This is a genomic window from Corynebacterium amycolatum (genome assembly GCF_016889425.1).
In the GTDB taxonomy this organism is placed as follows: domain Bacteria; phylum Actinomycetota; class Actinomycetes; order Mycobacteriales; family Mycobacteriaceae; genus Corynebacterium; species Corynebacterium amycolatum.
On sequence record NZ_CP069513.1, the window covers coordinates 719,797 to 745,038 of the forward strand.

A 25,242-nucleotide genomic window follows, 5' to 3' on the forward strand; every position below is an offset into this window, starting at 1 on the left:
GTTGCTGGTGGGTGCCGGGGCCTTTGTTTGTTTTGGGTCCTTTTGTGCTTGCGGGTGATGGATTGCGTGGCGGCGCCTTGTTTGGGTGCTTTTCGCGTGGTTTTTTCATTTGTGGGAAAGATCATGGTTTTGTTCCTTTTTCTTTTGGCCTCGTCGGTTCGGGAGAGGGAACGTTTTTTGGATAACGGCCAGGCCGCGCACTGTTGTGGTGTGTGGTGGTTGTTTGTTTTGTTTTTGTCAGGTTTTTGGGCCTTTCATTGTTTTGTGATTCTTCTGATTTGAAGGGTTTTTGATGGAGGGTTTGATCCTGGCTCAGGACGAACGCTGGCGGCGTGCTTAACACATGCAAGTCGAACGGTAAGGCTCCAGCTTGCTGGGGTACACGAGTGGCGAACGGGTGAGTAACACGTGGGTGACCTGCCCTGCACTTCGGGATAAGCCTGGGAAACTGGGTCTAATACCGGATAGGACCATGGTGTGGATGCTGTGGTGGAAAGTTTTTTCGGTGTGGGATGGGCCCGCGGCCTATCAGCTTGTTGGTGGGGTAATGGCCTACCAAGGCGGCGACGGGTAGCCGGCCTGAGAGGGTGGACGGCCACATTGGGACTGAGACACGGCCCAGACTCCTACGGGAGGCAGCAGTGGGGAATATTGCACAATGGGCGGAAGCCTGATGCAGCGACGCCGCGTGGGGGATGACGGCCTTCGGGTTGTAAACTCCTTTCACCATCGACGAAGGGTTTCTGACGGTAGATGGAGAAGAAGCACCGGCTAACTACGTGCCAGCAGCCGCGGTAATACGTAGGGTGCGAGCGTTGTCCGGAATTACTGGGCGTAAAGAGCTCGTAGGTGGTTTGTCGCGTCGTCTGTGAAATTCCGGGGCTTAACTCCGGGCGTGCAGGCGATACGGGCATAACTTGAGTACTGTAGGGGAGACTGGAATTCCTGGTGTAGCGGTGAAATGCGCAGATATCAGGAGGAACACCGGTGGCGAAGGCGGGTCTCTGGGCAGTAACTGACGCTGAGGAGCGAAAGCATGGGGAGCGAACAGGATTAGATACCCTGGTAGTCCATGCCGTAAACGGTGGGCGCTAGGTGTGGGTTTCCTTCCACGGGATCCGTGCCGTAGCTAACGCATTAAGCGCCCCGCCTGGGGAGTACGGCCGCAAGGCTAAAACTCAAAGGAATTGACGGGGGCCCGCACAAGCGGCGGAGCATGTGGATTAATTCGATGCAACGCGAAGAACCTTACCTGGGCTTGACATATACAGGATCGCGCCAGAGATGGTGTTTCCCTTGTGGCTTGTATACAGGTGGTGCATGGTTGTCGTCAGCTCGTGTCGTGAGATGTTGGGTTAAGTCCCGCAACGAGCGCAACCCTTGTCTTATGTTGCCAGCACGTTGTGGTGGGGACTCGTAAGAAACTGCCGGGGTTAACTCGGAGGAAGGTGGGGATGACGTCAAATCATCATGCCCCTTATGTCCAGGGCTTCACACATGCTACAATGGTCGGTACAGTGGGTTGCCAGTCCGTGAGGGCGAGCTAATCCCGTAAAGCCGGTCTCAGTTCGGATCGGGGTCTGCAACTCGACCCCGTGAAGTCGGAGTCGCTAGTAATCGCAGATCAGCAACGCTGCGGTGAATACGTTCCCGGGCCTTGTACACACCGCCCGTCACGTCATGAAAGTCGGTAACACCCGAAGCCAGTGGCCTAAACTCGTTAGGGAGCTGTCGAAGGTGGGATTGGCGATTGGGACGAAGTCGTAACAAGGTAGCCGTACCGGAAGGTGCGGCTGGATCACCTCCTTTCTAAGGAGATTATTTTTTCTTTGTGTCATGTGTCATCGTGTTGGTGGCGTGTGGCTTTTTTGTTTTTTGGGTGGAACACCTGCTGGTCAGGCTGCTGAAGTGATGGTGGTCTGCGCGTGTGTAAGTGATGATTAAACGTTTAAGGTGCTTTCCTTTTTTGTGTTGGTTGGTTGTTGGTGCGCTGTTGGGTGTCTGGGATGACACACGTGTTGTTGTTCCTGTTGTACAGGTTGCTGCGTGCTGCAGGCGGGCTGCTGTGTGGTGGTTTGTTCTGTGGTGTGTGGGTGTTGTGTGAGAACTGGATAGTGGACGCGAGCATCTTGTTTTTCTGTAAGTTCGATTTTGTCAAGCAGTTTTTCTGTTTGTGATTGTTCTTGAGTATTTGTGTGTTGTGTTGTAAGGGCGCATGGTGGATGCCTTGGCATAGTAGGCCGATGAAGGACGTGAGAGGCTGCGATAGGCCTCGGGGAGCTGCCAACTAAGCGTTGATCCGAGGGTGTCCGAATGGGGAAACCTGGCCGTCGTTGTGGGCGGTCGCCGTTAGATGAATTCATAGTCTAATTGGTGGTTACGCGGGGAAGTGAAACATCTCAGTACCCGTAGGAGTAGAAAACAATTGTGATTCCGTTAGTAGTGGCGAACGAACGTGGATGAGGCTAAACCGCGTGCGTGTGATACCTGGCAGGGTTTGCGTGCGTGGGGTTGTGGGGATGCATTGTTGCAGGGTCTGCTAGTCCTGCGTTGCGTGTGTGTGGGTGTAGCGGAAGTGGATTGGAATGTCCTGCCGTAGACGGTGAGAGTCCGGTACGTGAAACACTCGCATCTGCAATTGGTGTGTTGCCCGAGTAGCAGCGGGCTCGTGGAATCTGCTGTGAATCTGCCGGGACCACCCGGTAAGCCTAAATACCTGCTTATGACCGATAGCGGATTAGTACCGTGAGGGAATGGTGAAAAGTACCCCGGGAGGGGAGTGAAATAGTACCTGAAACCATGTGCTTACAATCCGTCAGAGCCTCCGTGTGGGGTGATGGCGTGCCTTTTGAAGAATGAGCCTGCGAGTCAGCGGCATGTCGCGAGGTTAACCCGTTTGGTGGGGTAGTCGTAGCGAAAGCGAATACTAACTAGTGTGTTTTTAGTGGCATGTCCTGGACCCGAAGCGGGGTGATCTACCCATGGCCAGTGTGAAGCAGAGGTAAGACTCTGTGGAGGCGCGAACCCACTTAGGTTGAAAACTGAGGGGATGAGTTGTGGGTAGGGGTGAAAGGCCAATCAAACTCCGTGATAGCTGGTTCTCCCCGAAATGCATTTAGGTGCAGCGTCGTGTGTTTCCTCCTGGAGGTAGAGCTACTGGTTGGTTTAGCGGGACTATCATCTTAGCGACATCAGCCAAACTCCGAATGCCAGGTCAGGTGAGAGCACGGCAGTGAGACTGCGGGGGATAAGCTTCGTAGTCGAGAGGGAAACAGCCCAGATCGCCGGCTAAGGCCCCTAAGGGTGTGCTAAGTGGAAAAGGATGTGGGATCGCGAAGACAACCAGGAGGTTGGCTTAGAAGCAGCCATCCTTGAAAGAGTGCGTAATAGCTCACTGGTCGAGTGGTTCTGCGCCGACAATGTAGTGGGGCTCAAGTACACCGCCGAAGCCGCGGCAATCATCTTTTGTGGTGGTTGGGTAGGGGAGCGTCGCGTGACTGCTGTAAAGCGCTGGGGTAACCCTAGTGTGGAGTGTGCGCGAGTGAGAATGCAGGCATGAGTAGCGAATGAGGAGTGGAAAACTCCTCCGCCGAATGACTAAGGGTTCCTGGGCCAGGTTAATCCTCCCAGGGTGAGTCGGGGCCTAAGGCGAGGCCGACAGGCGTAGTCGATGGATAACGGGTTGATATTCCCGTACCCGTGTGTCCGCGCCCATGGTGAATCAGGGATACTAACCCACCTGAACATGCGCCGTTTACTAGCCTTTTGGGTTGGTTGGTGTGTGTGATGCTGGGGACCTGAACTGGTAGTAGCCAAGTGATGGGGTGACGCAGGAAGGTAGCCGTGCCACGTGATGGATATCGTGGTGTAAGCGTGTGGCCCGTGTTCTAGGTAAATCCGGAGCACAGTGGGTGAGGCGTGATGCGTACCCGTATTTGGGGAAGTTGGTGATCCTATGCTGCCGAGAAAAGCCTCTAGCGATGTGGATATACGGCCCGTACCCGAAACCGACACAGGTAGTCAGGTAGAGAATACTAAGGCGATCGGGAGAACTGTGGTTAAGGAACTCGGCAAAATGCCCCCGTAACTTCGGGAGAAGGGGGGCCATGACTGGTGACCGACGTGGTTGAGCTGGTTGTGGCCGCAGAGAATAGAGGGAAGCGACTGTTTACTAAAAACACAGGTCCGTGCGAAGACGTTTAAGTCGATGTATACGGACTGACGCCTGCCCGGTGCTGGAAGGTTAAGAGGACCTGTTAGATTCCTTGTGGGGTCGAAGCGGAGAATTTAAGCCCCAGTAAACGGCGGTGGTAACTATAACCATCCTAAGGTAGCGAAATTCCTTGTCGGGTAAGTTCCGACCTGCACGAATGGCGTAACGACTTCCCTGCTGTCTCAACCACAGACCCGGCGAAATTGCAGTACGAGTAAAGATGCTCGTTACGCGCGGCAGGACGAAAAGACCCCGGGACCTTCACTATAGCTTGGTATTGGTGTTCGGTTCGGTTTGTGTAGGATAGGTGGGAGACTGTGATGCCTCAACGCCAGTTGGGGTGGAGTCGTTGTTGAAATACCACTCTGATCGTATTGGACATCTCAACCTCGGCCCGTGATCCGGGTTAGGGACAGTGCCTGGTGGGTAGTTTAACTGGGGCGGTTGCCTCCCAAAGAGTAACGGAGGCGCCCAAAGGTTCCCTCAGCCTGGTTGGCAATCAGGTGTTGAGTGTAAGTGCACAAGGGAGCTTGACTGTGAGACTGACAGGTCGAGCAGGTAGGAAACTAGGGACTAGTGATCCGGCACCGGCTTGTGGAAGCGGTGTCGCTCAACGGATAAAAGGTACCCCGGGGATAACAGGCTGATCTTCCCCAAGAGTCCATATCGACGGGATGGTTTGGCACCTCGATGTCGGCTCGTCGCATCCTGGGGCTGGAGTAGGTCCCAAGGGTTGGGCTGTTCGCCCATTAAAGCGGCACGCGAGCTGGGTTTAGAACGTCGTGAGACAGTTCGGTCTCTATCCGCCGCGCGCGTAGAAACTTGAGGAAGGCTGTCCCTAGTACGAGAGGACCGGGATGGACGTACCTCTGGTGTGCCAGTTGTCCCGCCTGGGGCATGGCTGGTTGGCTACGTACGGAAGGGATAACCGCTGAAAGCATCTAAGCGGGAAGCCTGTTCCAAGATTAGGTTTCTTTTGAGGTCCCCTATAGATGATGGGGTTGATAGGCCGGATCTGGAAGCATCGTAAGGTGTGGAGGTGACCGGTACTAATAGACCAAACATTCAACACACAAGAGAGTGTGAAAAATTAGGGTTTTTGCTCGCGTCTACTGTTCAGTGTCTGGCATGACACCACCCACCCGAAGTTTTGTGGTGGGGTTGGTTGTTGCCTGGTTTTTGTCGGTGGTGTTAGCGGTGGGGTCACGCCCGGTCCCATTCCGAACCCGGAAGCTAAGTCCACCAGCGCCGATGGTACTGCACTCGGGAGGGTGTGGGAGAGTAGGTCGCCGCCGGCATGAATATTTTTTGTTTGTGGGTCGTGGTTGCTCCCCTTTGTTGTTGTGGGGTGGTGGCTGCGGCCCGCTTTTGTTTTACCCACAAGTAAACGACATAAACTAGCGTAAGTGTTTTAACACTGTATCTTTTTGTCGGCATGTTTATTCCCATACAGCACTCTTGGTCGGCGCCGTTTTAATTGCCTGAACCAGTCAGCTGTATCTTGGAAATCATGCGAGTGGGAATCGTGACTGGAGCATCTCGTGGCATAGGTGCCGTCTTCGCCGATAGGCTCGGGCAGCTACGTCCAGACCTAGATGAAATCTGGTGTATCTCTCGTAGCTACAACGATGATCCTTCCAGCGAGGCCGCTGAACACTCTAGGACCCAAGGTCCGCGTCTTCGATATCTTCGTCTAGACCAGTCCGATGATGATTTTGGCGATAGGCTCCGGAATCGTGTTGAGCGCCATCACGCGACGATAGTTTATTTAATCCTCAATGCCGCGTACGCGAATTATGGCGATGTTAATACCCAGGATTTTTCGCGGGCTGATCAAATGATACAGATGAATATTCGCGGAACGGTCGCAGCGGTTTACTCTCTAAACGATCTATTCGAAGAGAATGGCCACATTATTCTGGTTTCGTCGATCTCTGCTGTAGCACCAACTCCAGGGCTCGCAGTGTACACAGCGTCGAAGGCGTTTATTCGGCATTGGGGTATCAGCCTTAGGGATGAATTAAAGCCTAATGGTGTAACTGTAACTATTTGCTACCCGGGAAAGGTTAAGACCAAGGCGCTCCGGGACGTCGTGAAGCAGGCGAAGTCGGTGAAGTTGCGTCTTATGCCTGATCAGAATCTCAGTTATCTGGTGGAGGGCACGTTACGTGCAGCGGAGAGCGACCGAGCGGAGGTCGCACCCGGTCTATATGGTCTGGTGATGGCTCTATTTAAGGCTGTGCCGAAACGTGTGGTGGCTCGATTCGCGCGGTTAGTTTGAGGCCCTCTAGTTTCGCGGTATCAAACTTTCGTTTAACCCCCTGGGTTTAGTCCATGTAGAAGCCAGTGTTTTCTGAGTAGGCTACGAAGTATGCGTAAGTTATTCACAGCCGCTTCGGTCTACCTCGGTCTTGGTCTGTTTTCTGGCGTTTTCTATCGTGAATTTACCCGTGCGATGGATTTTGGCGATAAAACGCAGCTCAATACGCTGCACACGCATTTCCTTGTCCTTGGCACGATCTTTTTCTTGGTTGCGCTGGCATTGGATGGTCAATTCAATATTTCAGCTGTCAAGGGCTTTGATCGCTGGTTCATTGTTCAGAATGTCGGCATTGTTTGGACGATCGGCATGATGGTGGCAAACGGTATTGTCCACGTTGTTTCAGGCCCGGAGGCCTGGGGTCCGATGTACTCGGGAATTGCAGGACTCGGCCACATTATCCTGACGGTTGGCTTTGTGTGGTTCTTTATGCTTCTCAATAAGGCGCTGAAGAATCGTGAACGCGTGGATCGCAAGGCCAACGCAGCCGTATAAATTTCCAGTGGAAATGCGTGAGTCGGATAGCTGATACCGCCTAGGCGATAAGGCGAAATAAAACCCCGTGCAGAAACTATATCTGCGCGGGGTGCTTTCATATAGCGGCGACTATTCGTCTGCGATAGCGGCCAGAGGTGGTGTCTTTGCGGCCTTCTGACCAGGTCCGAGAGCAGCAATAACGCCTACAAGCGCAGACCCAAGCAGCATGAGAACAACCTGCAGCCACGGTACCGCAATAGTATTCAGGCCCTCATCCTTCAGCACGGTCAGCAGTGACCAGCCAAGGAACAAGCCGAGGACAATACCCACAACCGCGCCGAAAATGGAGATTTCCACAGATTCCAGGCGAATCATCCGGCGAATCCCTGAGCGCTGCAGGCCGACGGCTCGAAGCATGCCAATCTCCTGGCGGCGCTCGACAACTGAGAGCGCGACAGTATTGATAATTCCCAGAATCGAAATGATGACCGCCAGTGCCAGCAGTGCGTACACGATTCCCAGCATGACATCGATAGAGGCATTAGCCAGGCCCGCGAACTCCTTGGCAGTCATCACTTGTACTACAAGGTAGTCTGCAACGGCGCCGCTAAGCTTCTGTTTCATCTCAGCCATGGCGCTGTCATCTGCTGCGATGGAATCGGAGACATCGACGTAGGTCTGGAAGGGCAACAGGTGGCTGCTCTTGACATATTTATGGGCGGCTTCGTAGGAGACAAAAATCGACTGGCCTGGATCTCTTGTATCAGCAAAAATGCCGGTGACAGGGAGCCGTGTTACGCCGCCTTTGGAAACCACTGCAAGTTCAGTGTCAACGTTCCAACTATTCTTTTTCGCCGTTGATTCGCTGATGACAATTCCCGCATCTGGCTTGGCTAGATTAAGGGATCCTTGGAGGGCGCGAGTGCCGTACCATTTGCCGACGTTGGAGTTGAAAACCGACACATTGCTAGATTCCGGTCCGACTTCAGTTTGTTCGCCGTCGGCAGTCATCATCGTGGCGGCTTCTTCAGGCGGGATCACCAGTAGGGCACCAATCGACAACGTTGCGGTGTCTTCGACACCATCGATACCCTTCACCGCGTCCTCGACACCAAGAGGCAGGGCCGAATGCGCAGTCAGAGGCGGTGAGAGCACGAAGTCAGCCGTCAGATTGGTCTCTGACCACTCATTGACCGCTTCCTTCATGGACACGCCGAACATGCCGATCACAGTCACCAGCGCAAGTCCGAGCGTCAGTGCAAACGATGTGGTTCCCGTTCTGCGCGGATTGCGGTGAGAGTTCGTTGCCGCAAGCTTGCCGACGGTTCCAAAAGGCGCACCTACGACGCGCCCCAGTCCTCCGATCAGAGGCATGGACAGTGCAGGGCCGACAAGCCAGACGGAGGCTACGGCCATCACCGCACCGACACCAACGAAGATGGCGCGAATCTTGGTTTCCGCGTCGTTCCACTGCAATGCCCAGGCAATGATTGCAATAGCAGCGGATGCCAGCACTGCGCCGGTCCACGTCCGAGCACTGAGACTATTGCTGGTTGTTTGATCTCCAGAGCGCATGGCTTCCACAGGAGGGACCGCGCCAGCGCGGGCGGCCGGCGTCCAGGCGGCAATCATGGTAATTACCACGCCGACAATGAGCGGCACGATAACTGCCACCGGTTCGAATGTCAGGCCGTCGCCGGGCATGGAGATACTCATGGCATCGAGAAGCATGAATAGCCCCTGGCTCAGCCCAAATCCCGTGATTACACCTAGTGCGGAACCGATGAGGCCAACAATGAATGCCTCCAAGAGGACTGACCCAGTGAGCTGCCGTCGTGAAGCACCGAGGGCGCGGAGGAGAGCGAATTCCTTCATGCGCTGAGTGACCAGCATGGTGAAGGTATTGGAGATGATGAAGATGCCGACCAGCAGACCGATGAGCCCAAAAGCGATGAGGAAGTAGTTAACAAAGCTTAAGGCGGAGGAGACACGTTCGGAAGCCTCGTCGGCGAGCGTAGAGCCGGCCTCTACCTTGAGCTCGGGGAACGCGGCCGCGACGTCACGGGTGAGTGCGGCGGCGTCGGTGGTGGAATCGGCAGCGAGGGTGAACATGTCCATATGGCTGTCCGCGCCGTAGAGCTCTCGCCACTGATCTTGGGTGAAAAAGACTGTGAGATAGCCGGTTTCGTCGATGGAGGTATCAGCGATGCCGACAACCTTCACCGTCGCCCGCTCGAGACGGGTGGCCACCTTGATTTCAGTGCCGACGTGGAGGTTGCCGAGTTCGGCGGTGGTGGAATTGACGACCACCTCACCTGGTGCTTCCGGTGCGTGTCCCTCGGTAATCGTGACCTTGTTGCCCACTGCTTCGGCCGCTGGATAGTAGGGAAGACCCAACGATGGCGAACCATTGGTCTGAATCGGCTTGCCATCGGCTCCCGTGGCCGTAATGCTGTTGTTGGGATTGCCGATGTTGAGGGCGCGCACCCCAGGGAAGTTCTCTACCTTCTGTTCAGTTTCTTTGGTGAGCGCACCGGGATTGTCAGCAGGGGCCGTCACCACCACGTCGACACCGTCATAAGCGGTACTCATTGCGCCCTTAAAGGCCTTGTCCAGCGATGATGTGAACACAAATGCGCCGGTGATGAAGGCCGTGCCCAGCACGACCGAAATAATTGTGAGCACGAGGCGCAACTTGTGCGAGGTGATGTTGCGCCAGGCGACGCGGCTCAGCGTGGAAGACGATGATGCCATGGGGGAGATGACCTGCCTTCCTAAAGATTCTCAATATCTGCCATGCGCGCCAAGATATCGGCGGGCGTGGGATTGCGAAGCTCGTCAACCACGCGGCCATCCGCGAGGAACACAACACGGTCTGCGTAGGACGCGGCGGTGGCATCATGCGTCACAATGACGACGGTTTGGCCGATGTCATCAACCGCATCGCGGAGAATCGTCAATACCTCACGAGATGAGTTCGAGTCCAAGTTGCCCGTCGGCTCATCGCCAAAAATGATCTCCGGCCGGCTGACGATGGCACGCGCACAGGCGACACGCTGCTGCTGGCCACCGGACAGTTCCGAGGGGCGGTGCGTAAGCCGTTCTTTAAGCCCGAGGCGTGTGGTGATTTCCTCGAACCACTGCTTATCCACCTTCCGACCAGCGATATTGATAGGCAGGGTGATGTTCTCTGCCGCCGTCAACGTCGGCACCAGGTTGAAGGACTGGAACACAAAGCCCAGGCGATCACGCCGCAGCGCCGTGATTTCCTTGTCCGACAGCTTCGACAGATCCGTCGTGCCGATGTACGCGCTTCCCGACGTCGCGGAGTCCAAACCGGCCATGCAGTGCATCAATGTCGACTTACCGGACCCGGACGGGCCCATAATCGCGGTGAACTCACCAGCGGCAAAAGAGATATCGACATGGTCCAGTGCAGTAACAGCGGCATTGCCGACACCGTACTTCTTGGTGAGCCTCTCAGCGTAGGCCGCCGCTGGTGGGGCGGAATGCTCCAAAGAAGATTCAGCGGATGATTTAGCGGATTGTTGTGCATGCTTGGCAGACATGGGGGAGGGGGTTCTCTTCTAATTAGATTTGATCAACGGCGAATTAATATCCGGCAGCGAAAGCGGATTGAAAACGCTGCGGCGGGAATGGAACGTTCGTTGTTCACCAGTCACGGGGTCAGCGAAACTCATTTCTACACAGACCAGGTGCAGGGGCTCCGAGGTATTCTCGGCCTCCAGCGGCAGAATCTCCGGGTAGTACTGGTCGCCCAGGATGGGAAAGCCCAGCTCACTCAAGTGCAGCCGTAGCTGATGAGTGCGTCCGGTGATGGGTTTCAATTGCCACAGCGCAACGCGACCACTGTCGGCAGCGAGGTCGTCGGCGTCCGAAGGCACGTCGACAAGCGAAATGTGCTCGATGATGGTGTGGGCGTTTGGCTCGCCCTCGAGAGTATAAGCCTGCATCTGGCCAGCAACTTTGTGCTGTCGTGTGCGCAACTCCAGCGGGGTCTCGGGCAGGGCTTCGCTGGTCGCGCCAGCGATGGGTGTGGGCGATGTCAGCGCGTGATAGCGCTTAGTAACTTCCCCAGATGCGAAAAGCCCCTGGTAGGCGCCACGAACTTCGCGCCGGGCGGTAAAGATGAGCAACCCCGACGTCAGTCTGTCGAGGCGATGCGCGGGAACCAACTCCGGATTTCCCAGCTCCCGCCGCAGGCGTACGACAGCGGTTTCCGTGATGTGTCGGCCGCGTGGCATCGTTGCCAAAAACGACGGCTTGTCGACGACCACAAGGTTGTCATCTTGAAAGACAATCGGCATCGGCCCCGCGATTGTGCGCTCCGGTGCCGGGGTGCGGTAAAACCACATTTCCGCGCCGGGCTTCACCATGTCATCTGGACTGTACGGCACTGAGTTGGCGCGAACGACGAGTCCATCTGCAAAGCGTTTAGCTACGGCCGCTTCATCATCGTCCGGGTGGCGATGGGTTTGACCTGCGATAGCGCCTGCGAGCAGAACCCACGCACGGGTGGGGGCATCGCCATGACGCCCGGGAGCGGCGATGCGGGATGGGTTGAGCCCATCGCGAATGGGCAGTGGCATGCGACGCATACGGCTGACTTTAACAGGTGCCCCGGATTCATCTGGCAGGCAAGCGGAGTTGCTGTGGCAGAGCGGTGTTGGTATCGCCCCCAATGGCGTAGGTGGACAACATTCTGCCCTGTCGGTCGCAACATAATGGGGGTAGGGTGGAGGTGAAAGTAATAAAAGGGTTGGCTCGGAAGAGCTGACCATATAGCAACGCTTGTCCATTAAAATGGCGTCCAAGCAGGTGCGATAGGTGTAGCTGCGTTGCGGTCTGGCCGCGGAGAGCCAATTTTTATGGATCGCATAATAAGGAGGCAATCAATGCCAAGGCAGAACATCATTGTGTGCGCGGTCGACGGCTCAGAGGCGTCCAAGACCGCCGTCAAGTGGGCCGCTAACACCGCAGTGAAGCGCGGTGAGCCACTCCGTCTGGTCAGCAGCTACTCCATGCCACAGTTCCTCTACGCAGAGGGCATGGTTCCGCCGCAGGAGCTTTACGACGATCTTGAGGCCGAAACCCTGGAGAAGATTAACGAGGCCAAGAAGATTGCCCTCGACTTCGCACCGTCGGTAGATGTCAGCCACCAGATTGAAGAGGGCAGCCCGATTGACATGCTGCTCGACCTGTCTGAGCAGGCAACCATGGTGGTTATGGGCTCTCGCGGTCTGGGTGGGCTCTCTGGCATGGTCATGGGTTCGGTTTCCGCCGCTGTTGTTTCCCACGCATCGTGCCCGGTTGTTGTTGTCCGCGAGGACAACCTGGTCACCGATGAGACCAAGTACGGCCCGGTCGTTGTCGGCGTCGATGGCTCCGATATTTCCGAAAAGGCAACGGAGTACGCATTCCGTGAGGCCGATGCCCGTGGTGCAGAGCTGATTGCAGTTCACACCTGGATGGACATGCAGGTACAGGCTTCCCTGGCCGGTCTTTCTGCAGCTCAGAGCCAGTGGCAGGTTGTGGAAGAGGAGCAGAAGGCTCTGCTCGGCCACCGCCTGGAGAAGTACGCTAAGAAGTACCCGGACGTGGCCATCAAGAAGGTCGTTACCCGCGACCGCCCGGTTCGTGCTCTGGCTGATGCCTCGGAAGGCTCGCAGCTGCTGGTCGTCGGCAGCCACGGCCGCGGAGGCTTCAAGGGCATGCTGCTCGGCTCCACCTCGCGTGCACTCCTGCAGGCGGCTGCTTGCCCGATGATGGTCGTCCGCCCGGAGACTGACGCCTAAAGCGCCCTTCGAGGAGGCTGAGAAAAGACGCCGGTGCCGGTCGTGGAGGTGCGTTTAGCGCCGAGAACAGAAACCGTTACCGAATATTTATAAGTAGAACCTAGCCGGTTTCCGACATGTCTCGGAGATCGGCTTCGGTTTATATAAATGGGGCCTCTCGTCTGCATAAACCCCGTTTTCATGCAGAAAGTACAGATTCTATAAGGGTTTTCCTGTGGTTATCCGACTGTTATCTCGCTAGTTTCCCAGTGGCCGAAATGGCCTGATAGTGCTTGCAGTAGGTGCAAGATATTTTGGAAAGCCTTATAGTTGAGTCAGAACGATTTCGGAAAGGAATATCTATCATGAACGAGATTCTTCTTGCTGCCTCCTTTAGCCCCTCTCTGGGCTTCTTCGGCTGGATTATCATCGGTGGCCTTGCCGGTTGGATTGGTTCCAAGATTATGGGCACCGATGCTTCGATGGGTGTCGTCCTGAATATCGTCGTCGGTATTGTCGGTGGCTTCCTCGGCGGTTGGCTGCTCACCCTGTTCGGCGTTGATGTCGCCGGTGGTGGAATGATCTTCAGCTTCCTTACGTGTCTGCTCGGCGCCGTGATTTTGCTGTGGATTGTCGGCCTGGTTCAGAAGCGTAAGTAAACCAAGAAAAACAGCACAGCTCAGCACAAAGCGTCGTAACGCTGCTATCTACTGGATAGTGAGCTAGAGCGCGGGGCATCTCATTAACATTGAGATGCCCTTTTTCTTGTGTGGTTGTCGTGAAGTAGGCGTTCTGCGGTTGTCGCGACATCTGTTGGGGGCAGTAATCATCGCACGCTAAAGTAGGACTAGAGGCTGAAAGACTGACTAGTTTGTTCTTTTACAAAATCACAGTCGCAGATGCGCCTACAATGGAATATCACAAACTATAAACGCTCTGCTCAGTGTTGCGAAAGCAATGACGCGAATGCCGATATTTGCGAGTAAGCAGCTGTTATAACGGGGTGTGACTTTGGAAGGACGAGAGGTACTGCCGTGGCAGAAGCGACAACGGGCAAGGGCGCAAAAGGCGGCCGCGCTTCCTCTCGCCGTCGTAACCGCCCCAGTCCGCGGGAGCGCCTCCTGACATCAGCGACAGCTCTGTTTACAACGGAAGGCATCCGCGTTGTCGGCATTGACCGCATCCTGCGGGAAGCTGATGTCGCCAAAGCCAGCCTGTACTCGTTGTTTGGATCCAAGGACAAGCTGGTCATCGCGTATCTGCAAGACCTCGATGCCAAATGGCGGGAGGCTTGGGAGCAGCGAGTGGCCTCGTTGGATACCCCGGCGGAGAAGATTCTCGCTTTCTTCGATCAGTGTATTGCGGAGCAGCCGGCAATCGACTTCCGTGGTTCACACTTCCAGAATGCGGCTAGTGAATATCCACGGCCGGAAACGGAGTCGGAGCAGGACATCCGCCAGGCCGCAGCCGATCACCGCTCCTGGGTTTGGCAACAGCTACACACGCTGCTGACTGAAAATGAATCTAGTATGCCGTCTGCTCACGCAAATATGCTGTTGCTCTACCTCGACGGCGGCCTCGCGGGTGCCAAGATGTCCAAAGACCTGAACCCGCTGCAGATGGCGCGCGACCTGGCCCGTGACTTGGTCACGTAAATACCTAATTCCCTTTTTTAACGCGCCCTAGTTCTCGCCTTTTGCTCACGGGCTAATCCCGGAAGCGTTTCCAGTCCGACTCCTTTGAGCCGGTGGCTTTCTTAACCATATTCTTCGTATTCTGGCCGAGCAGCATTCCCAGGTTCTTTGCAATCAGAATTGGTTTCGGCCGCTTCTGCGCCTTTTGTGCTTTCTCGGCTTGTCGTTTCATGTCTGCCCGCACTTTGGCCAGGCCGGGAAGCGGCGGAACTATACCCGAGGAAATCTTCATATCCTGCGTCAGGGACGGCAAATTGTCCTGAGCGCCAGGCCTCATCTGGGTCACCATGTAGCGAACCTTCGCAATTTTCAAAGCCTGGGCATATTCTTCGTCCTGCTTTGCTTTACGACGGTCCCGCGATTCCTTCTCAATAGCGGCATATTCGCTCTTATACTGCTTTATTTTCCACGGAGCGAATGCGGATTTGATATAAAAGCGACGCTTGGCCTGCTTTAACTTCTTCTTTTCCTCCCGCTCCGATTCGTATTCACCCTTTTGGTGGTTTTGAAGAGTTCGGAAATCGTCCGTGAGCGGGTAGGTCTTTTCTACATAGCGGGTAAGAATAATATTTTGGGTCAGTGTCCAGAAGTTATTGGTGACCCAGTAGACAATTAGAGCCACAGGTGTTGGGCCAAAGAACCCCGCGAAGAGGATCATCAGCGGTGCGTAGATAAGCATTACGCGCATGAATTTGCTGAGGAATACACTGACGCTATTGGAATAGTCGAGAGTGCGCTGCAACCGGCGGTAGGAAATGACCAAGTTAAAACCGGTGAAAATGGCCGCTGCCACGATGCCGATAATGCAGAAAGCTAACAGCGAATCATGATCGCCCCCAAGGATTTGTAGTTGCTCCCGGTCCATGCGCAGATACGCGGGTAGAGGCTGCCCCAAGAATGTCGCACTCAGAAAGTCGGAAATCTCATCCTTAGAGATGAATCCGACATTATGAGACGCAGGCAGCCCAGGCCCCTCAGACGCCCGCAGCATGTGCCTCAGCATGCGAACAAGGCCCATAATCACGGGAATCTGGACGAAGAGGGGCGCCAGCATTACGGAGGTCTTAATACCTTCGGCTTTGCGCATTTCCTTGCTGGCAAAGTTTACGTATTGTGGCGAGTTCGGCTCGATGCTCCTGCGGTAGCGCTCCTTGAGTATAAAAAGCTGCGGCCGTAGGTTGGCCGTCTTGCGCGCCGAGATAAATTGCTGGAACGCGAGAAACGCCAGAGCGCCACGCACCGTAAACACCAGCAGGAAGAGAGAAAGCGTCCAGGACAGAGAAGATGGCAGGTGAAACACTGAGGCCAGTAAAAGGTGCCACGCCTTAAGGACAAACGAGACCAGCCAAACAAATGGTTCCAAAATAACCACGGGCCGACTCCTCCATGTCAAGGATAAGAAAAGTAAGACAACCGGATTAGGCCGGTGTGCCAATTCCAGCCGCTATCCTAGCGACTCGAATCACCTGCCCCAACTTTAAAACAGGGCCCCGCTGTGGCGGGACCCTGTCTTTAAGATAGTGAAGCTGGATGACATCCAGTGGAAGGCAAACGAACCTGGGTGAGAACTAGTTAGCGCTCTCGTACTTTTCAATAATGTGCTTTGGCAGCGCACCGCGGTCTGCAACATCCATGCCATTCTCTCGTGCCCACTGGCGAATCTTGCGATTGCGATCACGGGCCTCAGCGGCATTGGGATTAGCGGAAGAGCGCTTACGCGGAGCTACAACCGTGCTGTGATCAATAGAAGCGTTCGCAATATACGGTTCTAATACCTGCTCGAACTTCTCAGCATTTTCCTGAGAGAGGTCGAGAATGTAGTTCTTACCGCGGAAAGAGAAACGAACGACTTGGTGATCTGCGGAATCAAGCGGAGTCCCATCAAGGTCGTCGATGTACTGAATTAGTTCGCGGCGTGCCATAGAATCCCTGCCTAAGCTTGGTGCTGAACTTGTAATAATGAAGAAGGCTTACGGTGAAACTTCAATACGGTGAAATTTCAAATTAATATCAAGCCCTGTTTTCTTTCCCTCACAGTATAAGTGCAAAGAAATTTAATGTCTATTGACGATAATTGAGCTAGATTGTGCAACTTATATCGAATACATGGTTTGTTAATAATTCGATTAATTGTGCACAAGAACTTGGGGTAATAAAAAGACGGCCCTGCATGTTGTGCAGGGCCGTCGTGAACAGCAACTACGCTACTGAGGGCGCAATGCGGGGTGCGCTCTCAGTGGTCGTCGGAAAGCGAAAGGATGAGAAAGCGCTTAAGCCTGGGTCATGCCCTCACCAGGCTTGCCTCGGTAGGTAGCGGCGACGAAAAGTGGCTGGTTCGGTTCCTCCTTGAGCTCGACGAGGCGGTACTCAGAGGTAACGTCCTCGCGGCCGAAGTAGACAGCGGTGTAGCCGTGGCGGTCGAACTCGAGGTAGTTGACGTACGGGTTCGCAGCCTTGAGTCCAGCGGTAGCAGCCAAGGAAATCGGGTTGTCCTGAGGCAGCTTCACAATGTCATCGATGTTCGGGGCGCTGACGGAAGTACAGACAATCTCAATGGCGGCAATACCGGCACTCGGGTACTGGCCCGGGACCTTCGGTACGTTGCAGTTCCAGGAGGAGTGAATATCGCCGGTGAGGAAGACAACGTTGTCGTAGCCCTCCTTACCCATGATGTCAATCAGCTTACGACGCTCAGCAGCGTAGCCATCCCACTGATCCAAGTTGTACGGCAGGCCGTCCTGAGGCAAGCTCAGCAGCTCAGTGACAGCGCGAGTGGCCTCCGGATCCAGCGGCGGAACCAGCACTGGAGTGAACATGACGGAGTTGCCCACGATACGCCACTTTGCGCTCGAGGAACGCCACTGGCCGAGCAGGTAATTGAACTGCTCAGAGCCGAGCATGGAGCGACTCTCATCATCGGTCTCGCCAGCGCGGATGAACTTCAGCTGCTGGTCACGGTAGGTGCGCAGGTCCAGCATGGTCAGGTCGGCGAGATCGCCGAAACGGAAGCTGCGGTAGAGCTTGCCGCCCTGGGAGAAGGGGACAGCGCGAACTGGCAGCCACTCCAGGTAAGCCTGGATAGCGGCGTCGCGGCGGGCAACGTAGTCGCCTTCGGTCTCCGGGTCGTGGTTCTCAGCGCCACTGTGCCAATCATCGTTGGCGACCTCGTGGTCATCCCAGGTCACAATCCACGGCTTTGCGCGGTGAGCTTCCTGCAGGTCCGCATCGGTGCGGTAGGTGGCGTAGCGCAGGCGGTAGTCAGCGAGAGAAATAATCTCGTGAGCCGGCTTGTGGTCACGAACCGGGCCCTTGCCGGAGTAGCCACCGGCCTCGTACTCGTAGATGTAGTCACCGACACACATAATGATGTCGATGCGGTCATTTTCCGCCATATCGCGGTAAGCGGAGAAGAAGCCACTTTCCCAGTTAGCGCAGGAGGTCAGCGCGATGCCCAGGTGATCTGGCGAGGAGTTCACCGGCGGCGCAGTGCGAGTCTGGCCAATCGGGGAAACCTGGCCCGCGTGATTACCAGCGGTGACGGTAAAGCGGTAGAAGTAGTAGGAATCAGCGGAGAGACCCTTGACATCGATCTTGACGGTGTTGTCAGCATCCGGGTCGGTGTTCAGGGCACCAGAGGCAACGATGTTGCCGAAGCCCTCATCAGAAGCGACTTCCCACTTCAGTGCAACAGGGCGGCCCTGGTTTGCACCTGCGGTGTCGCCTGGGTGCGAGGTCACACGAGTCCAGATAAGAACGGAGTCCGGCAGTGGATCGCCAGAGGCCACACCGTGTTGGAAGACCTGAAAACCGCCAGAACCGCCAGCATTAGCTGGAGACTGTGACTCAGGATTGGCCCCCGCACTAGTAGCGGTCGCCAGGCCGATGGCGCCAGCAGCAGCACCGGTAGCGCCGGCACGCAGTACGGCACGACGAGAAGGGGTGAATGGCTTTTGGGCTGTTGCGTCGCTATTCGAGACCGCGCCGTTCAGATCCGAGGCTGCAGTCTGAGATTTATCTGAAGATGGCATAGCCCTCATTACAGTAGTTCTCAGTCCGTAGCGCCATCGGAGGGAGAAAATAGCCCGATACGGGGGTAATAAGAGCGAAAGCGCGACTATTGCTGCTCAACAACAGTCGCGCTTAGTTCGACGGATCTCGGCGAGTGGCCTTAACCCGAAGCGGCCAGGTTTACGCGCCCAGCTCCGAAATGATCTGGCGATCCAGAGAATCCAGCTCTGCGGTAATGGAGTGGTGTGCGCGACGACGCTGCTCCGGGGTCATCTTCTCGGCAGTGTTAATGGCATCAGTCATGACATCCAGACGCGAGTTGGCGTCCTTGATAAAACCATCGGTACCCTTGACGCCCGACTTACGCAGCTCTGTCAGTGAACCACGAGTGGCCTCAATGCGGGCCAGCAGCGGCGCACCGTGCCCCTGGTAACGAGCGGCATCATTAGCGGAAACACCGAACTTCTGCGCGGCCGAAGAGTGTTCACGGCGCTGAATGGCAGTGATGGCGCGGTAGGCCAGCGGAACCAGCACCGGTACCAGCAGGCGTGCGCCACCGATCCACGACTTTGCCTTGTCCTTGTTGAAGCCCTGGCTGCGCTGCTGTTGCAGGATCTTCTCGGCCATCTTGGTCTGGTGACGCTGCTTGGCGGCCAGCGCCTTCTTCTCGTCCTTGGCACTTGCCTTGCGGATCTTTTCCGCGCGCTTCAGAGCACGGTTTTCCAGCTTGAGTTCCTTCTTACCGAGCTTTTCCTCAGAACGAACGCGGCCAGCGGCCTCCTTCAGCTCCAGCTTGTGCTGGTGCTTCTGGTCGCGCTTAGCGGCCTTGACCTCAGCCTTATGTGCCTTGCGATTAAGTCGAGCTGCGTGGCGAGCCTCTTCCTTAGCCTTCGCCTTGGCAGCCTTCACCTGCTTGGCGGTTTCGCGCCGACGCTCACGGATGTCACCCAAGAAGCTCATTTTTTCCTTCGCCTAGTTGCTCGCAGATAGTCCCTCCGGAAAAGCGGGGCGGAAAACCCGTAAACCCCACCGCGCCGGAGTGCGCTTGCCAGATGCAGTGGCTGCATCACGATTCTTGCTATCCAAGCTTAACGTGAAACTTCCTACCGAGTGGCGATACGCTAATTCTCATTGTGACTGATTCATCCGTTTCGCGCCCGCTTCTCCACGCGAGCGACCTCATCGGCTGCCGCTACCGGCTGAGCCTCGACCTCCGCGAGGGGCGGCTAGTCGAACCTGCTTCTCGCCATGAGCACCGCTTGCCGACGTCCATCGCGTCCATCCCCGGCCTGTACACAGTGGCCCCGGGGCCGGACGCTCACCTGGATACCCTTGAGGCCATCGCCCGCGGAGAAAGCGTCATCGCCGGTGGCGTGCTCATGCATGAGCGTCCGATTCCCGGTGGGGTGTACTCGGGAATCGACGAGATTTGCCACCCCGATCTGCTGGTCAAGGTCGATGATTCACCACAGACGACCTCACCGACGTACATGCCGGTCCTGGTTGTCACACGGCACTTGCTCTCTGCGCGCAAACCGGGCCGGCGGCGTAAGCCGTCGTCAAGCAATGCGGCGCGTGCGGCGGCGATGCAGGTGCGACTGCTGGGCGTTGACCGGCTCGGACGTGCTGGCGTGATGGGGCGGACCCTGCGTCAGGCGATGGTTGTCACGGACGAGTGGAAGCTACGGCATTACGGACCCGATGCTGTGAAGCTTGGGCAGGCAGCGGCGATACTGCACCGCCTGGGCGTATCCTGTGGTCTGGTGGGGGCGATTAGTGCCACCGGGATGAACCTGGATACACGGCATATTGTCATTGCCGATGAAGGTTCGCGCGTGGCCTCGTACCGGATGGCGTTGCGGGACGCGCGTGATGCCGTCGCTGCCACTCAGGGGCGACCGTCACGGTTTACGCCAGGCACCTGGCCGCTGGCGCCACGGCGCATCCGGGAGTGCCGAACCTGCCGTCACCACGACCTTTGCTTGGCTGAGCTGACCGCAAGTGACGACATTTCCCTCCTCCTACCTGGGGATAAGTCCATGCGGTTGCGCAGTGTGGGCATCGACACGGTCACGGCACTGGCGCAGGCGAGTACCAACACTTCGCACGTCAGCAAGGAGCAGGTGTGGATGGCGAGGGCGCGGCTTGCCGACGTCGATGCGCTCCGGGTAGCCGCTAAGACATCGGCCCCGCGTGGCGATGTTGAGATGGATATCGATATGGAGGCGTACCCCAACGATGGCGCCTACCTGTGGGGAACGTGGGTGCCTGGGGAGGACTACCGCGGGTTTATCACCTGGGAGCCACCGGGGCCAGAAGGGCTCGGTGGCACGGCGGAGGCCAGGAACTTTGCGATTTTCTGGGATTACCTGATGCGGCGTCGAAATGCGGCGCATGAACAAGGCAAGACCTTCCGCGCCTATTGCTGGGCGGCAGAGGGTGAGAACTATTGGCTGCGTCAGAGCGCCACCCGGTTCGGCGGCCAGGAATTTGTGGTGCCCGCAGATTCGGCGGAGCTGGCTACAGGCGATGCGGCTGGTTCCAGTTCCGAGGCAGCTGGCCCGACAAAGATTGTGCGGGTGCCGACCCGCGAAGAAGTGGACAAGTTCATTGCCTCGGAGGACTGGGTGGACATGCTGAAGGTCGCCCGTCGCCAGATCCTCTCCACCGTCGGTATGGGGCTTAAAGTCGTGGCCCCGTGGTCGGGCTTCCACTGGCGCGACGCCGATGTTGACGGCGAGGCATCGCTGGATCTGTATCGCATTGCGACGGCCACTGACCTCGACTTTGTCGCGGAACAGTCCTTTGAAAAGCTCACGCAAGCCGAGGCTCGCGCCATGCTGCTGCGCTACAACGGCGATGATTGCCGATCGGTAGCCCACGTCCGCGACTGGCTGGATTCACAGCGCGCGGCCGCGGACCTGCCGCATGGGGATGACCTGCCGGTTCCTTAACGCGCTAACCACGCGCCCACGTGCCGCGCCGGGCGAACTTAGGTGAGACCTTCTTCATCGCAGCATCGCGAATAATGGCCGTGTTCTTGCGGGCTAATAGCAGCAGCTGCTGTGTGCGCTCGGCACGGAATGTTGCGCGAGGAGAGCGGTGCACATCGCGGAAAAGCCGCTTCGTCGCCGCCAGCTGATCCGGCGAGCGTGTCGCCAGCTGTGCCAACTTCTCCTTGGACAGCTCAAGTGCAGCGTCCTCCGTGTCCACGGCCCACGTCGCCAGACCAATCTCAGTTGCTTCCTTGCCGTTGAGTTCTTCGCCAGACATGGTCAGCCAACGTGCAGTATCGGCGCTGACCTCATCGAGGATGGTTCGCATACCGGACATATCCGGAATCAGTCCCCACTTCGCTTCGAGGATTGACCACTTGGCATCGCTCGTAGTAATGCGGAAATCAGCACCTAGTGCAATCTGTAGACCACCGCCGTAGCAGTGCCCATGCACTGCCGCGATGACCGGCACCGGCAGGCGTCGCCAGTCCCAGCAGGCGCGCTGGAACAGGTTCGTGCCGTGGATATCGGGGACGAATGAGCGCAGGATGCGCGAGGGCTTCTTAAATGCCGAGGCGAAATCGAGTCCAGCGCAAAACGATTTGCCCTCGCCACGTAGGATCACGCCACGCAGATCACGGTCAGCTGCCAGTTTCCGGGCGACGGCGGACAGCTCGGTCAGCATCTCAAGTGTTAGACCGTTGAGTTTGTCTCCGCGGTCCAAACTGACGACAGCGATTTTCGCCGCCTCTGAATCAGCTACGACGAGGTATTCATAGGCGACGTTGACATTGTTGCTGGTGTTCATGGGCACTAACGCTAAACGACGGATACGTGTGCCGCCCGGGAAATACCAAAAGTGGTCTCAAACAAGACACAAAAAACCGACCCGCTGAGGGTAAGTCCCGTCAGCGAGCCGGTAAGCCATCTTTAGCGCGCGGCAGGGACGCGTAAAAAGCCGCGCGCTGTTAGCTGAAATTACTTGGCAGCTGCGAACAGCTCTGCAGCGTAATCCCAGTTGAAGACGTTCCAGACAGCCTTGACGTAGTCAGCCTTGACGTTCTTGTACTGCAAGTAGAAAGCGTGCTCCCACATATCCAGCAGCAGAACCGGCTTCAGGTTGATGGACAGGTTGCCCTGCTGATCAGTCATCTGCTCAATAACCAGGCGCTCTGCAATGGTGTCGTAACCCAGAACAGCCCAGCCGGAGCCCTGCAGGCCCAGAGCAGCAGCGTTGAAGTGAGCCTGGAACTTCTCGAAAGAGCCGAAGTCGCGCTCGATAGCCTCAGCCAGCTCACCGGTCGGCTGGCCGCCACCGTTCGGGGACAGCAGCTTCCAGAACAGGGAGTGGTTGGTGTGGCCACCCAGGTTAAAGGCCAGGTCCTTGGACAGGCCGGTAACAGCTGCGAAGTCGCCGGACTCGCGAGCAGCAGCGAGCTTCTCCAGAGCAGCGTTGGCGCCGTTGACGTAATTAGCGTGGTGCTTGCTGTGGTGCAGCTCCATAATCTCGCCGGAGATGTGCGGCTCCAGAGCGTCGTAAGCGTAATCCAGCTCAGGAAGTTCGTACTTAGTCATTAGGAAAATTCCTCCTCAACACGTTTTTAGGTTGTGCCGTTGATGGTACTCAAGATGAGCGGATGCGCAACCATTTAAGCAATACAATTAATGCGAAATTCATAAAAAATGCTGTTCAGGGATATCTGTCACAAGTTTATGAACGTGGCGGCTGAGTGCGGCGAATCCACTTACTCACGCGCTTGAAGCGCATTCCGGCTGCGCCACCCAGGTCGTCGTCAAGCGGAATGTCGAGGATGGAAGCCCACGTTGGCAGCATTTCTTCCTCGTACCGGTGGCCGTGACCACCGGGGACGGTGACGGAGGCGAGGCCGTCGATAAGCACCTGCCAGAAGGTGACGAACGGGTGCCAGCGCATGGAGGGGAGAACATCGCGGCCGACGCGCTCTGCAAGCCAGTCGGGGCGGCGCCAGGCCAGTGGGTAATCCCACCAGACGATGGGGTCAGAGGCATGCTGCAGGAATGCGACGCGCGGGAATTCCCACGGCCCGAACTTGGTGACATAGAAGGAGTGGTACAGCTCGTCGGGGCGCGTAGCGAAGCGGATGTTTCGCCCCTCGTCGATGACCGGAGCGATTTCCGGAGACCCCTTTGTCCGACGGTGCGTCAGCTCTTTCCACATTGCGGAGAACTGTGGTGCGCCCGTCCAGACAGCACCGTCGACGCGTGCGAGCATGTCAGCGGAATTCTCGAATGCGCCGAGACCGCCAAACCCGCCGAGGGATTCACCGGCGACGTAGACCTTTGGCCGGTCGTTCTCCGGCATCTTGTCGACTTCCTGCAACACCCGATGGATAAGGGTGTGGCCAGCCGCGATTGGGGTTTCGTGGTCCGTTAGCCATGCCACTGGGGAGGGGAGGTCAGAGTACTGCAGAGCGACAGTGGCGCAGTTGCCAAGGGTCAAGAACTCTGCAGCCTGCGCCGACCACGGTGGCACCCAACCGGTGCCGGTGGTGGTGAAGACAACCAGATGATCGCGCCGGAACGCGCCGGTGCGGTGCATCTCGCGGATGATGAGCTCCGCCTGTTCCCGCAGAGAACGACCTGGCACCTTGCCCGCATAAATGCGGATGGGTTCCTGCAGTTCGGAGAGCGGCTTGCCAGTGACCACCGCCAAATCTCGGGCACGGGGGCCTTCGGCGACGAAGACGCGCCCCTCGGCGCCGAGTGCGTACCACGGCTCCAAAGACCATGGACTTCCGGAACGTTCCGGCTCCCAGGGCTGCATGCGGCCTGGAACTACCAGGGTATTCAGGTATCGGGACTTCTTGGCGATGGACTCCAAAGTCCGACGGATAAGCAGTCGGTCAATGCTGGCGGCCACGGCACCACCGACGATGGCACCGCTGAGAACCGGGGCGAGACCGCGCGGCAGCCAGGGGCGGAGGTTGTCCCGCAGTAAGTCATAGCCGCGATTGGCCAGCGCGGAGAGCCCCCGAGTGGTCAGGTAGAGACCACTGGCAATCATTGTGGAAGCGAACTGGCTGCGTGCGGATTCCTGCTCATCCTTGCCCACCAGTCGGCCAATTTCGCGCTGCTGGGAAATAGAGCGCAGCCACAGCGCCGCGGTGGTGGCCGTGGTGGCAACATGCCAGGTCACGGCCAGTGCGCGCTCGTGTCGAGGTGCCGGCGCAAAGCGGTTGAGCGGAGTGCTGGCCAGACGCCGCATCGTCGTGTTGTAGCCATAGCCGATAGCCACCCCGGTGACATGGCCCGCCAACTGTGCCAGGAAGGTCACAGTAACGGTGGCGGTCCGAGTACGCGGCATCAGCGAGGGGCTAAAGGCAGCCCATGACGCAATTTCTGCACCAATTAGACCGGGGTTGGAGGGGATGCCCGCCCGCAGTGCGCTGCGGATAGTGCCAGGGCCGGTACCTAGGAGGCGTTCGCGAAAGACTTTGGTAGCCATCAGACTGCCGGTGCCGACTGCGCCCAGCGCTTTGGCCATGCCAGCTGTGCCAGCGACTCTTGCAATTCCCGTTCGCGCTGCTCGTGCAGCTCGCACTGTCCTGGTGGTTTCGATTGGCTGAGCTACAGGTGTGTTGCCCGTAGACGCAATCGAGGGCGCAATCGAAGTAAATGCGCGACGCAGGAATCCCATAACTCCCATCATGGCAAATTTTTTCCTCGGGGTTTATTCATCTCGCGCCAGTTTTCCGCACAA

The 25,242-nt window shown here is 57.0% G+C and carries 16 protein-coding genes and 3 rRNA genes; 9 read left to right on the plus strand and 10 right to left on the minus strand.

The genetic code is table 11. The features are described 5' to 3' along the window. Positions 1 to 289 precede the first annotated feature (289 nt). The 5 genes from I6J19_RS03210 to I6J19_RS03230 all read left to right on the plus strand — a co-directional run bounded on the left by I6J19_RS03210 (position 290) and on the right by I6J19_RS03230 (position 7,028). A 16S ribosomal RNA gene (locus tag I6J19_RS03210) occupies positions 290 to 1,809 on the plus strand. A gap of 386 nt (positions 1,810 to 2,195) precedes the next feature. Further along, positions 2,196 to 5,287: ribosomal RNA gene (locus I6J19_RS03215) — 23S ribosomal RNA — on the plus strand. A gap of 107 nt (positions 5,288 to 5,394) precedes the next feature. Next, positions 5,395 to 5,511 (plus strand): 5S ribosomal RNA (gene rrf, locus I6J19_RS03220). Together the 16S, 23S and 5S rRNA genes form the textbook arrangement of a ribosomal RNA operon. Before the next feature lie 227 nt (positions 5,512 to 5,738). Continuing rightward, a complete protein-coding gene (locus I6J19_RS03225) occupies positions 5,739 to 6,494 on the plus strand; it encodes an SDR family NAD(P)-dependent oxidoreductase (protein WP_187402518.1) in 756 nt (251 codons plus the stop codon). A 90-nt stretch (positions 6,495 to 6,584) separates the two neighbouring features. After that, on the plus strand, positions 6,585 to 7,028 hold the full coding sequence (locus I6J19_RS03230) for a DUF2871 domain-containing protein (protein WP_038627034.1): 444 nt from the start codon (positions 6,585 to 6,587) through the stop codon (positions 7,026 to 7,028). A gap of 111 nt (positions 7,029 to 7,139) precedes the next feature. Here I6J19_RS03230 and I6J19_RS03235 read toward each other — a convergent pair whose 3' ends face one another. Genes I6J19_RS03235 through I6J19_RS03245 form a run of 3 tightly spaced genes read right to left on the minus strand, consistent with a single transcriptional unit; the run spans position 7,140 to position 11,629 of the window. After that, complete coding sequence (locus I6J19_RS03235; protein ID WP_038627033.1) at positions 7,140 to 9,764, minus strand: ABC transporter permease; 2,625 nt, start codon at positions 9,762 to 9,764, stop codon at positions 7,140 to 7,142. Between the two features lie 20 nt (positions 9,765 to 9,784). Next, positions 9,785 to 10,579, minus strand: coding sequence for an ABC transporter ATP-binding protein (locus I6J19_RS03240; protein ID WP_016421690.1), 795 nt, complete (start codon positions 10,577 to 10,579; stop codon positions 9,785 to 9,787). 18 nt (positions 10,580 to 10,597) lie between these two features. Beyond that, positions 10,598 to 11,629, minus strand: coding sequence for a pseudouridine synthase (locus tag I6J19_RS03245; RefSeq protein ID WP_038627031.1), 1,032 nt, complete (start codon positions 11,627 to 11,629; stop codon positions 10,598 to 10,600). 297 nt (positions 11,630 to 11,926) lie between these two features. Between I6J19_RS03245 and I6J19_RS03250 the strand changes: the two genes are divergently transcribed. The 3 genes from I6J19_RS03250 to I6J19_RS03260 all read left to right on the plus strand — a co-directional run bounded on the left by I6J19_RS03250 (position 11,927) and on the right by I6J19_RS03260 (position 14,460). Further along, positions 11,927 to 12,826: a universal stress protein gene (locus tag I6J19_RS03250; RefSeq protein WP_016421688.1), complete on the plus strand. Its 900-nt coding sequence runs from the start codon at positions 11,927 to 11,929 to the stop codon at positions 12,824 to 12,826. A 344-nt stretch (positions 12,827 to 13,170) separates the two neighbouring features. Further along, complete coding sequence (locus I6J19_RS03255) at positions 13,171 to 13,464, plus strand: GlsB/YeaQ/YmgE family stress response membrane protein (protein ID WP_016421687.1); 294 nt, start codon at positions 13,171 to 13,173, stop codon at positions 13,462 to 13,464. Positions 13,465 to 13,839: 375 nt separating this feature from the next. Next, the gene (locus tag I6J19_RS03260) at positions 13,840 to 14,460 is read left to right on the plus strand and encodes a TetR/AcrR family transcriptional regulator (protein WP_016421686.1); all 621 of its coding nucleotides are present in this window, start codon (positions 13,840 to 13,842) and stop codon (positions 14,458 to 14,460) included. Between the two features lie 52 nt (positions 14,461 to 14,512). Here the strand turns inward: I6J19_RS03260 and yidC are convergent, their stop codons facing one another. From yidC to I6J19_RS03280, 4 genes are all read right to left on the minus strand, one after another. Beyond that, positions 14,513 to 15,871, minus strand: a complete 1,359-nt coding sequence (gene yidC, locus I6J19_RS03265) for a membrane protein insertase YidC (protein ID WP_038627029.1) — start codon at positions 15,869 to 15,871, stop codon at positions 14,513 to 14,515. Between the two features lie 196 nt (positions 15,872 to 16,067). After that, positions 16,068 to 16,421 (minus strand): histone-like nucleoid-structuring protein Lsr2, encoded by a 354-nt coding sequence (locus I6J19_RS03270; RefSeq protein ID WP_016421684.1) that lies wholly within the window; start codon positions 16,419 to 16,421, stop codon positions 16,068 to 16,070. Positions 16,422 to 16,769: 348 nt separating this feature from the next. Continuing rightward, positions 16,770 to 18,527: an alkaline phosphatase D family protein gene (locus tag I6J19_RS03275; protein ID WP_038627027.1), complete on the minus strand. Its 1,758-nt coding sequence runs from the start codon at positions 18,525 to 18,527 to the stop codon at positions 16,770 to 16,772. Between the two features lie 160 nt (positions 18,528 to 18,687). Beyond that, entirely contained in the window at positions 18,688 to 19,467 is a 780-nt protein-coding gene (locus tag I6J19_RS03280) for a DUF6474 family protein (RefSeq protein WP_016421682.1), read from the minus strand. Positions 19,468 to 19,640: 173 nt separating this feature from the next. Here I6J19_RS03280 and I6J19_RS03285 point away from each other — a divergent pair, with 173 nt between their 5' ends. Further along, on the plus strand, positions 19,641 to 21,461 hold the full coding sequence (locus I6J19_RS03285) for a ribonuclease H-like domain-containing protein (protein WP_038627024.1): 1,821 nt from the start codon (positions 19,641 to 19,643) through the stop codon (positions 21,459 to 21,461). Positions 21,462 to 21,465: 4 nt separating this feature from the next. Here the strand turns inward: I6J19_RS03285 and I6J19_RS03290 are convergent, their stop codons facing one another. From I6J19_RS03290 to I6J19_RS03300, 3 genes are all read right to left on the minus strand, one after another. Then, positions 21,466 to 22,311: a crotonase/enoyl-CoA hydratase family protein gene (locus tag I6J19_RS03290; protein WP_038627022.1), complete on the minus strand. Its 846-nt coding sequence runs from the start codon at positions 22,309 to 22,311 to the stop codon at positions 21,466 to 21,468. A 170-nt stretch (positions 22,312 to 22,481) separates the two neighbouring features. Further along, on the minus strand, positions 22,482 to 23,078 hold the full coding sequence (locus I6J19_RS03295) for a superoxide dismutase (protein ID WP_005510435.1): 597 nt from the start codon (positions 23,076 to 23,078) through the stop codon (positions 22,482 to 22,484). Between the two features lie 136 nt (positions 23,079 to 23,214). Further along, on the minus strand, positions 23,215 to 25,191 hold the full coding sequence (locus I6J19_RS03300; RefSeq protein ID WP_038627020.1) for an alpha/beta-hydrolase family protein: 1,977 nt from the start codon (positions 25,189 to 25,191) through the stop codon (positions 23,215 to 23,217). Positions 25,192 to 25,242 lie beyond the last annotated feature (51 nt).

Coding starts and splice junctions, on each gene's coding strand:
- I6J19_RS03250 (WP_016421688.1), top strand. CDS start 11,927: ATGCCAAGGCAGAACATCATTGTGTGCGCGGTCGACGGCTCAGAGGCG.
- I6J19_RS03290 (WP_038627022.1), bottom strand. CDS start 22,311: ATGAACACCAGCAACAATGTCAACGTCGCCTATGAATACCTCGTCGTA.
- I6J19_RS03245 (WP_038627031.1), bottom strand. CDS start 11,629: ATGCGTCGCATGCCACTGCCCATTCGCGATGGGCTCAACCCATCCCGC.
- I6J19_RS03230 (WP_038627034.1), top strand. CDS start 6,585: ATGCGTAAGTTATTCACAGCCGCTTCGGTCTACCTCGGTCTTGGTCTG.
- I6J19_RS03275 (WP_038627027.1), bottom strand. CDS start 18,527: ATGCCATCTTCAGATAAATCTCAGACTGCAGCCTCGGATCTGAACGGC.
- I6J19_RS03295 (WP_005510435.1), bottom strand. CDS start 23,078: ATGACTAAGTACGAACTTCCTGAGCTGGATTACGCTTACGACGCTCTG.
- I6J19_RS03235 (WP_038627033.1), bottom strand. CDS start 9,764: ATGGCATCATCGTCTTCCACGCTGAGCCGCGTCGCCTGGCGCAACATC.
- I6J19_RS03300 (WP_038627020.1), bottom strand. CDS start 25,191: ATGATGGGAGTTATGGGATTCCTGCGTCGCGCATTTACTTCGATTGCG.
- I6J19_RS03240 (WP_016421690.1), bottom strand. CDS start 10,579: ATGTCTGCCAAGCATGCACAACAATCCGCTAAATCATCCGCTGAATCT.
- I6J19_RS03255 (WP_016421687.1), top strand. CDS start 13,171: ATGAACGAGATTCTTCTTGCTGCCTCCTTTAGCCCCTCTCTGGGCTTC.
- I6J19_RS03270 (WP_016421684.1), bottom strand. CDS start 16,421: ATGGCACGCCGCGAACTAATTCAGTACATCGACGACCTTGATGGGACT.
- I6J19_RS03280 (WP_016421682.1), bottom strand. CDS start 19,467: ATGAGCTTCTTGGGTGACATCCGTGAGCGTCGGCGCGAAACCGCCAAG.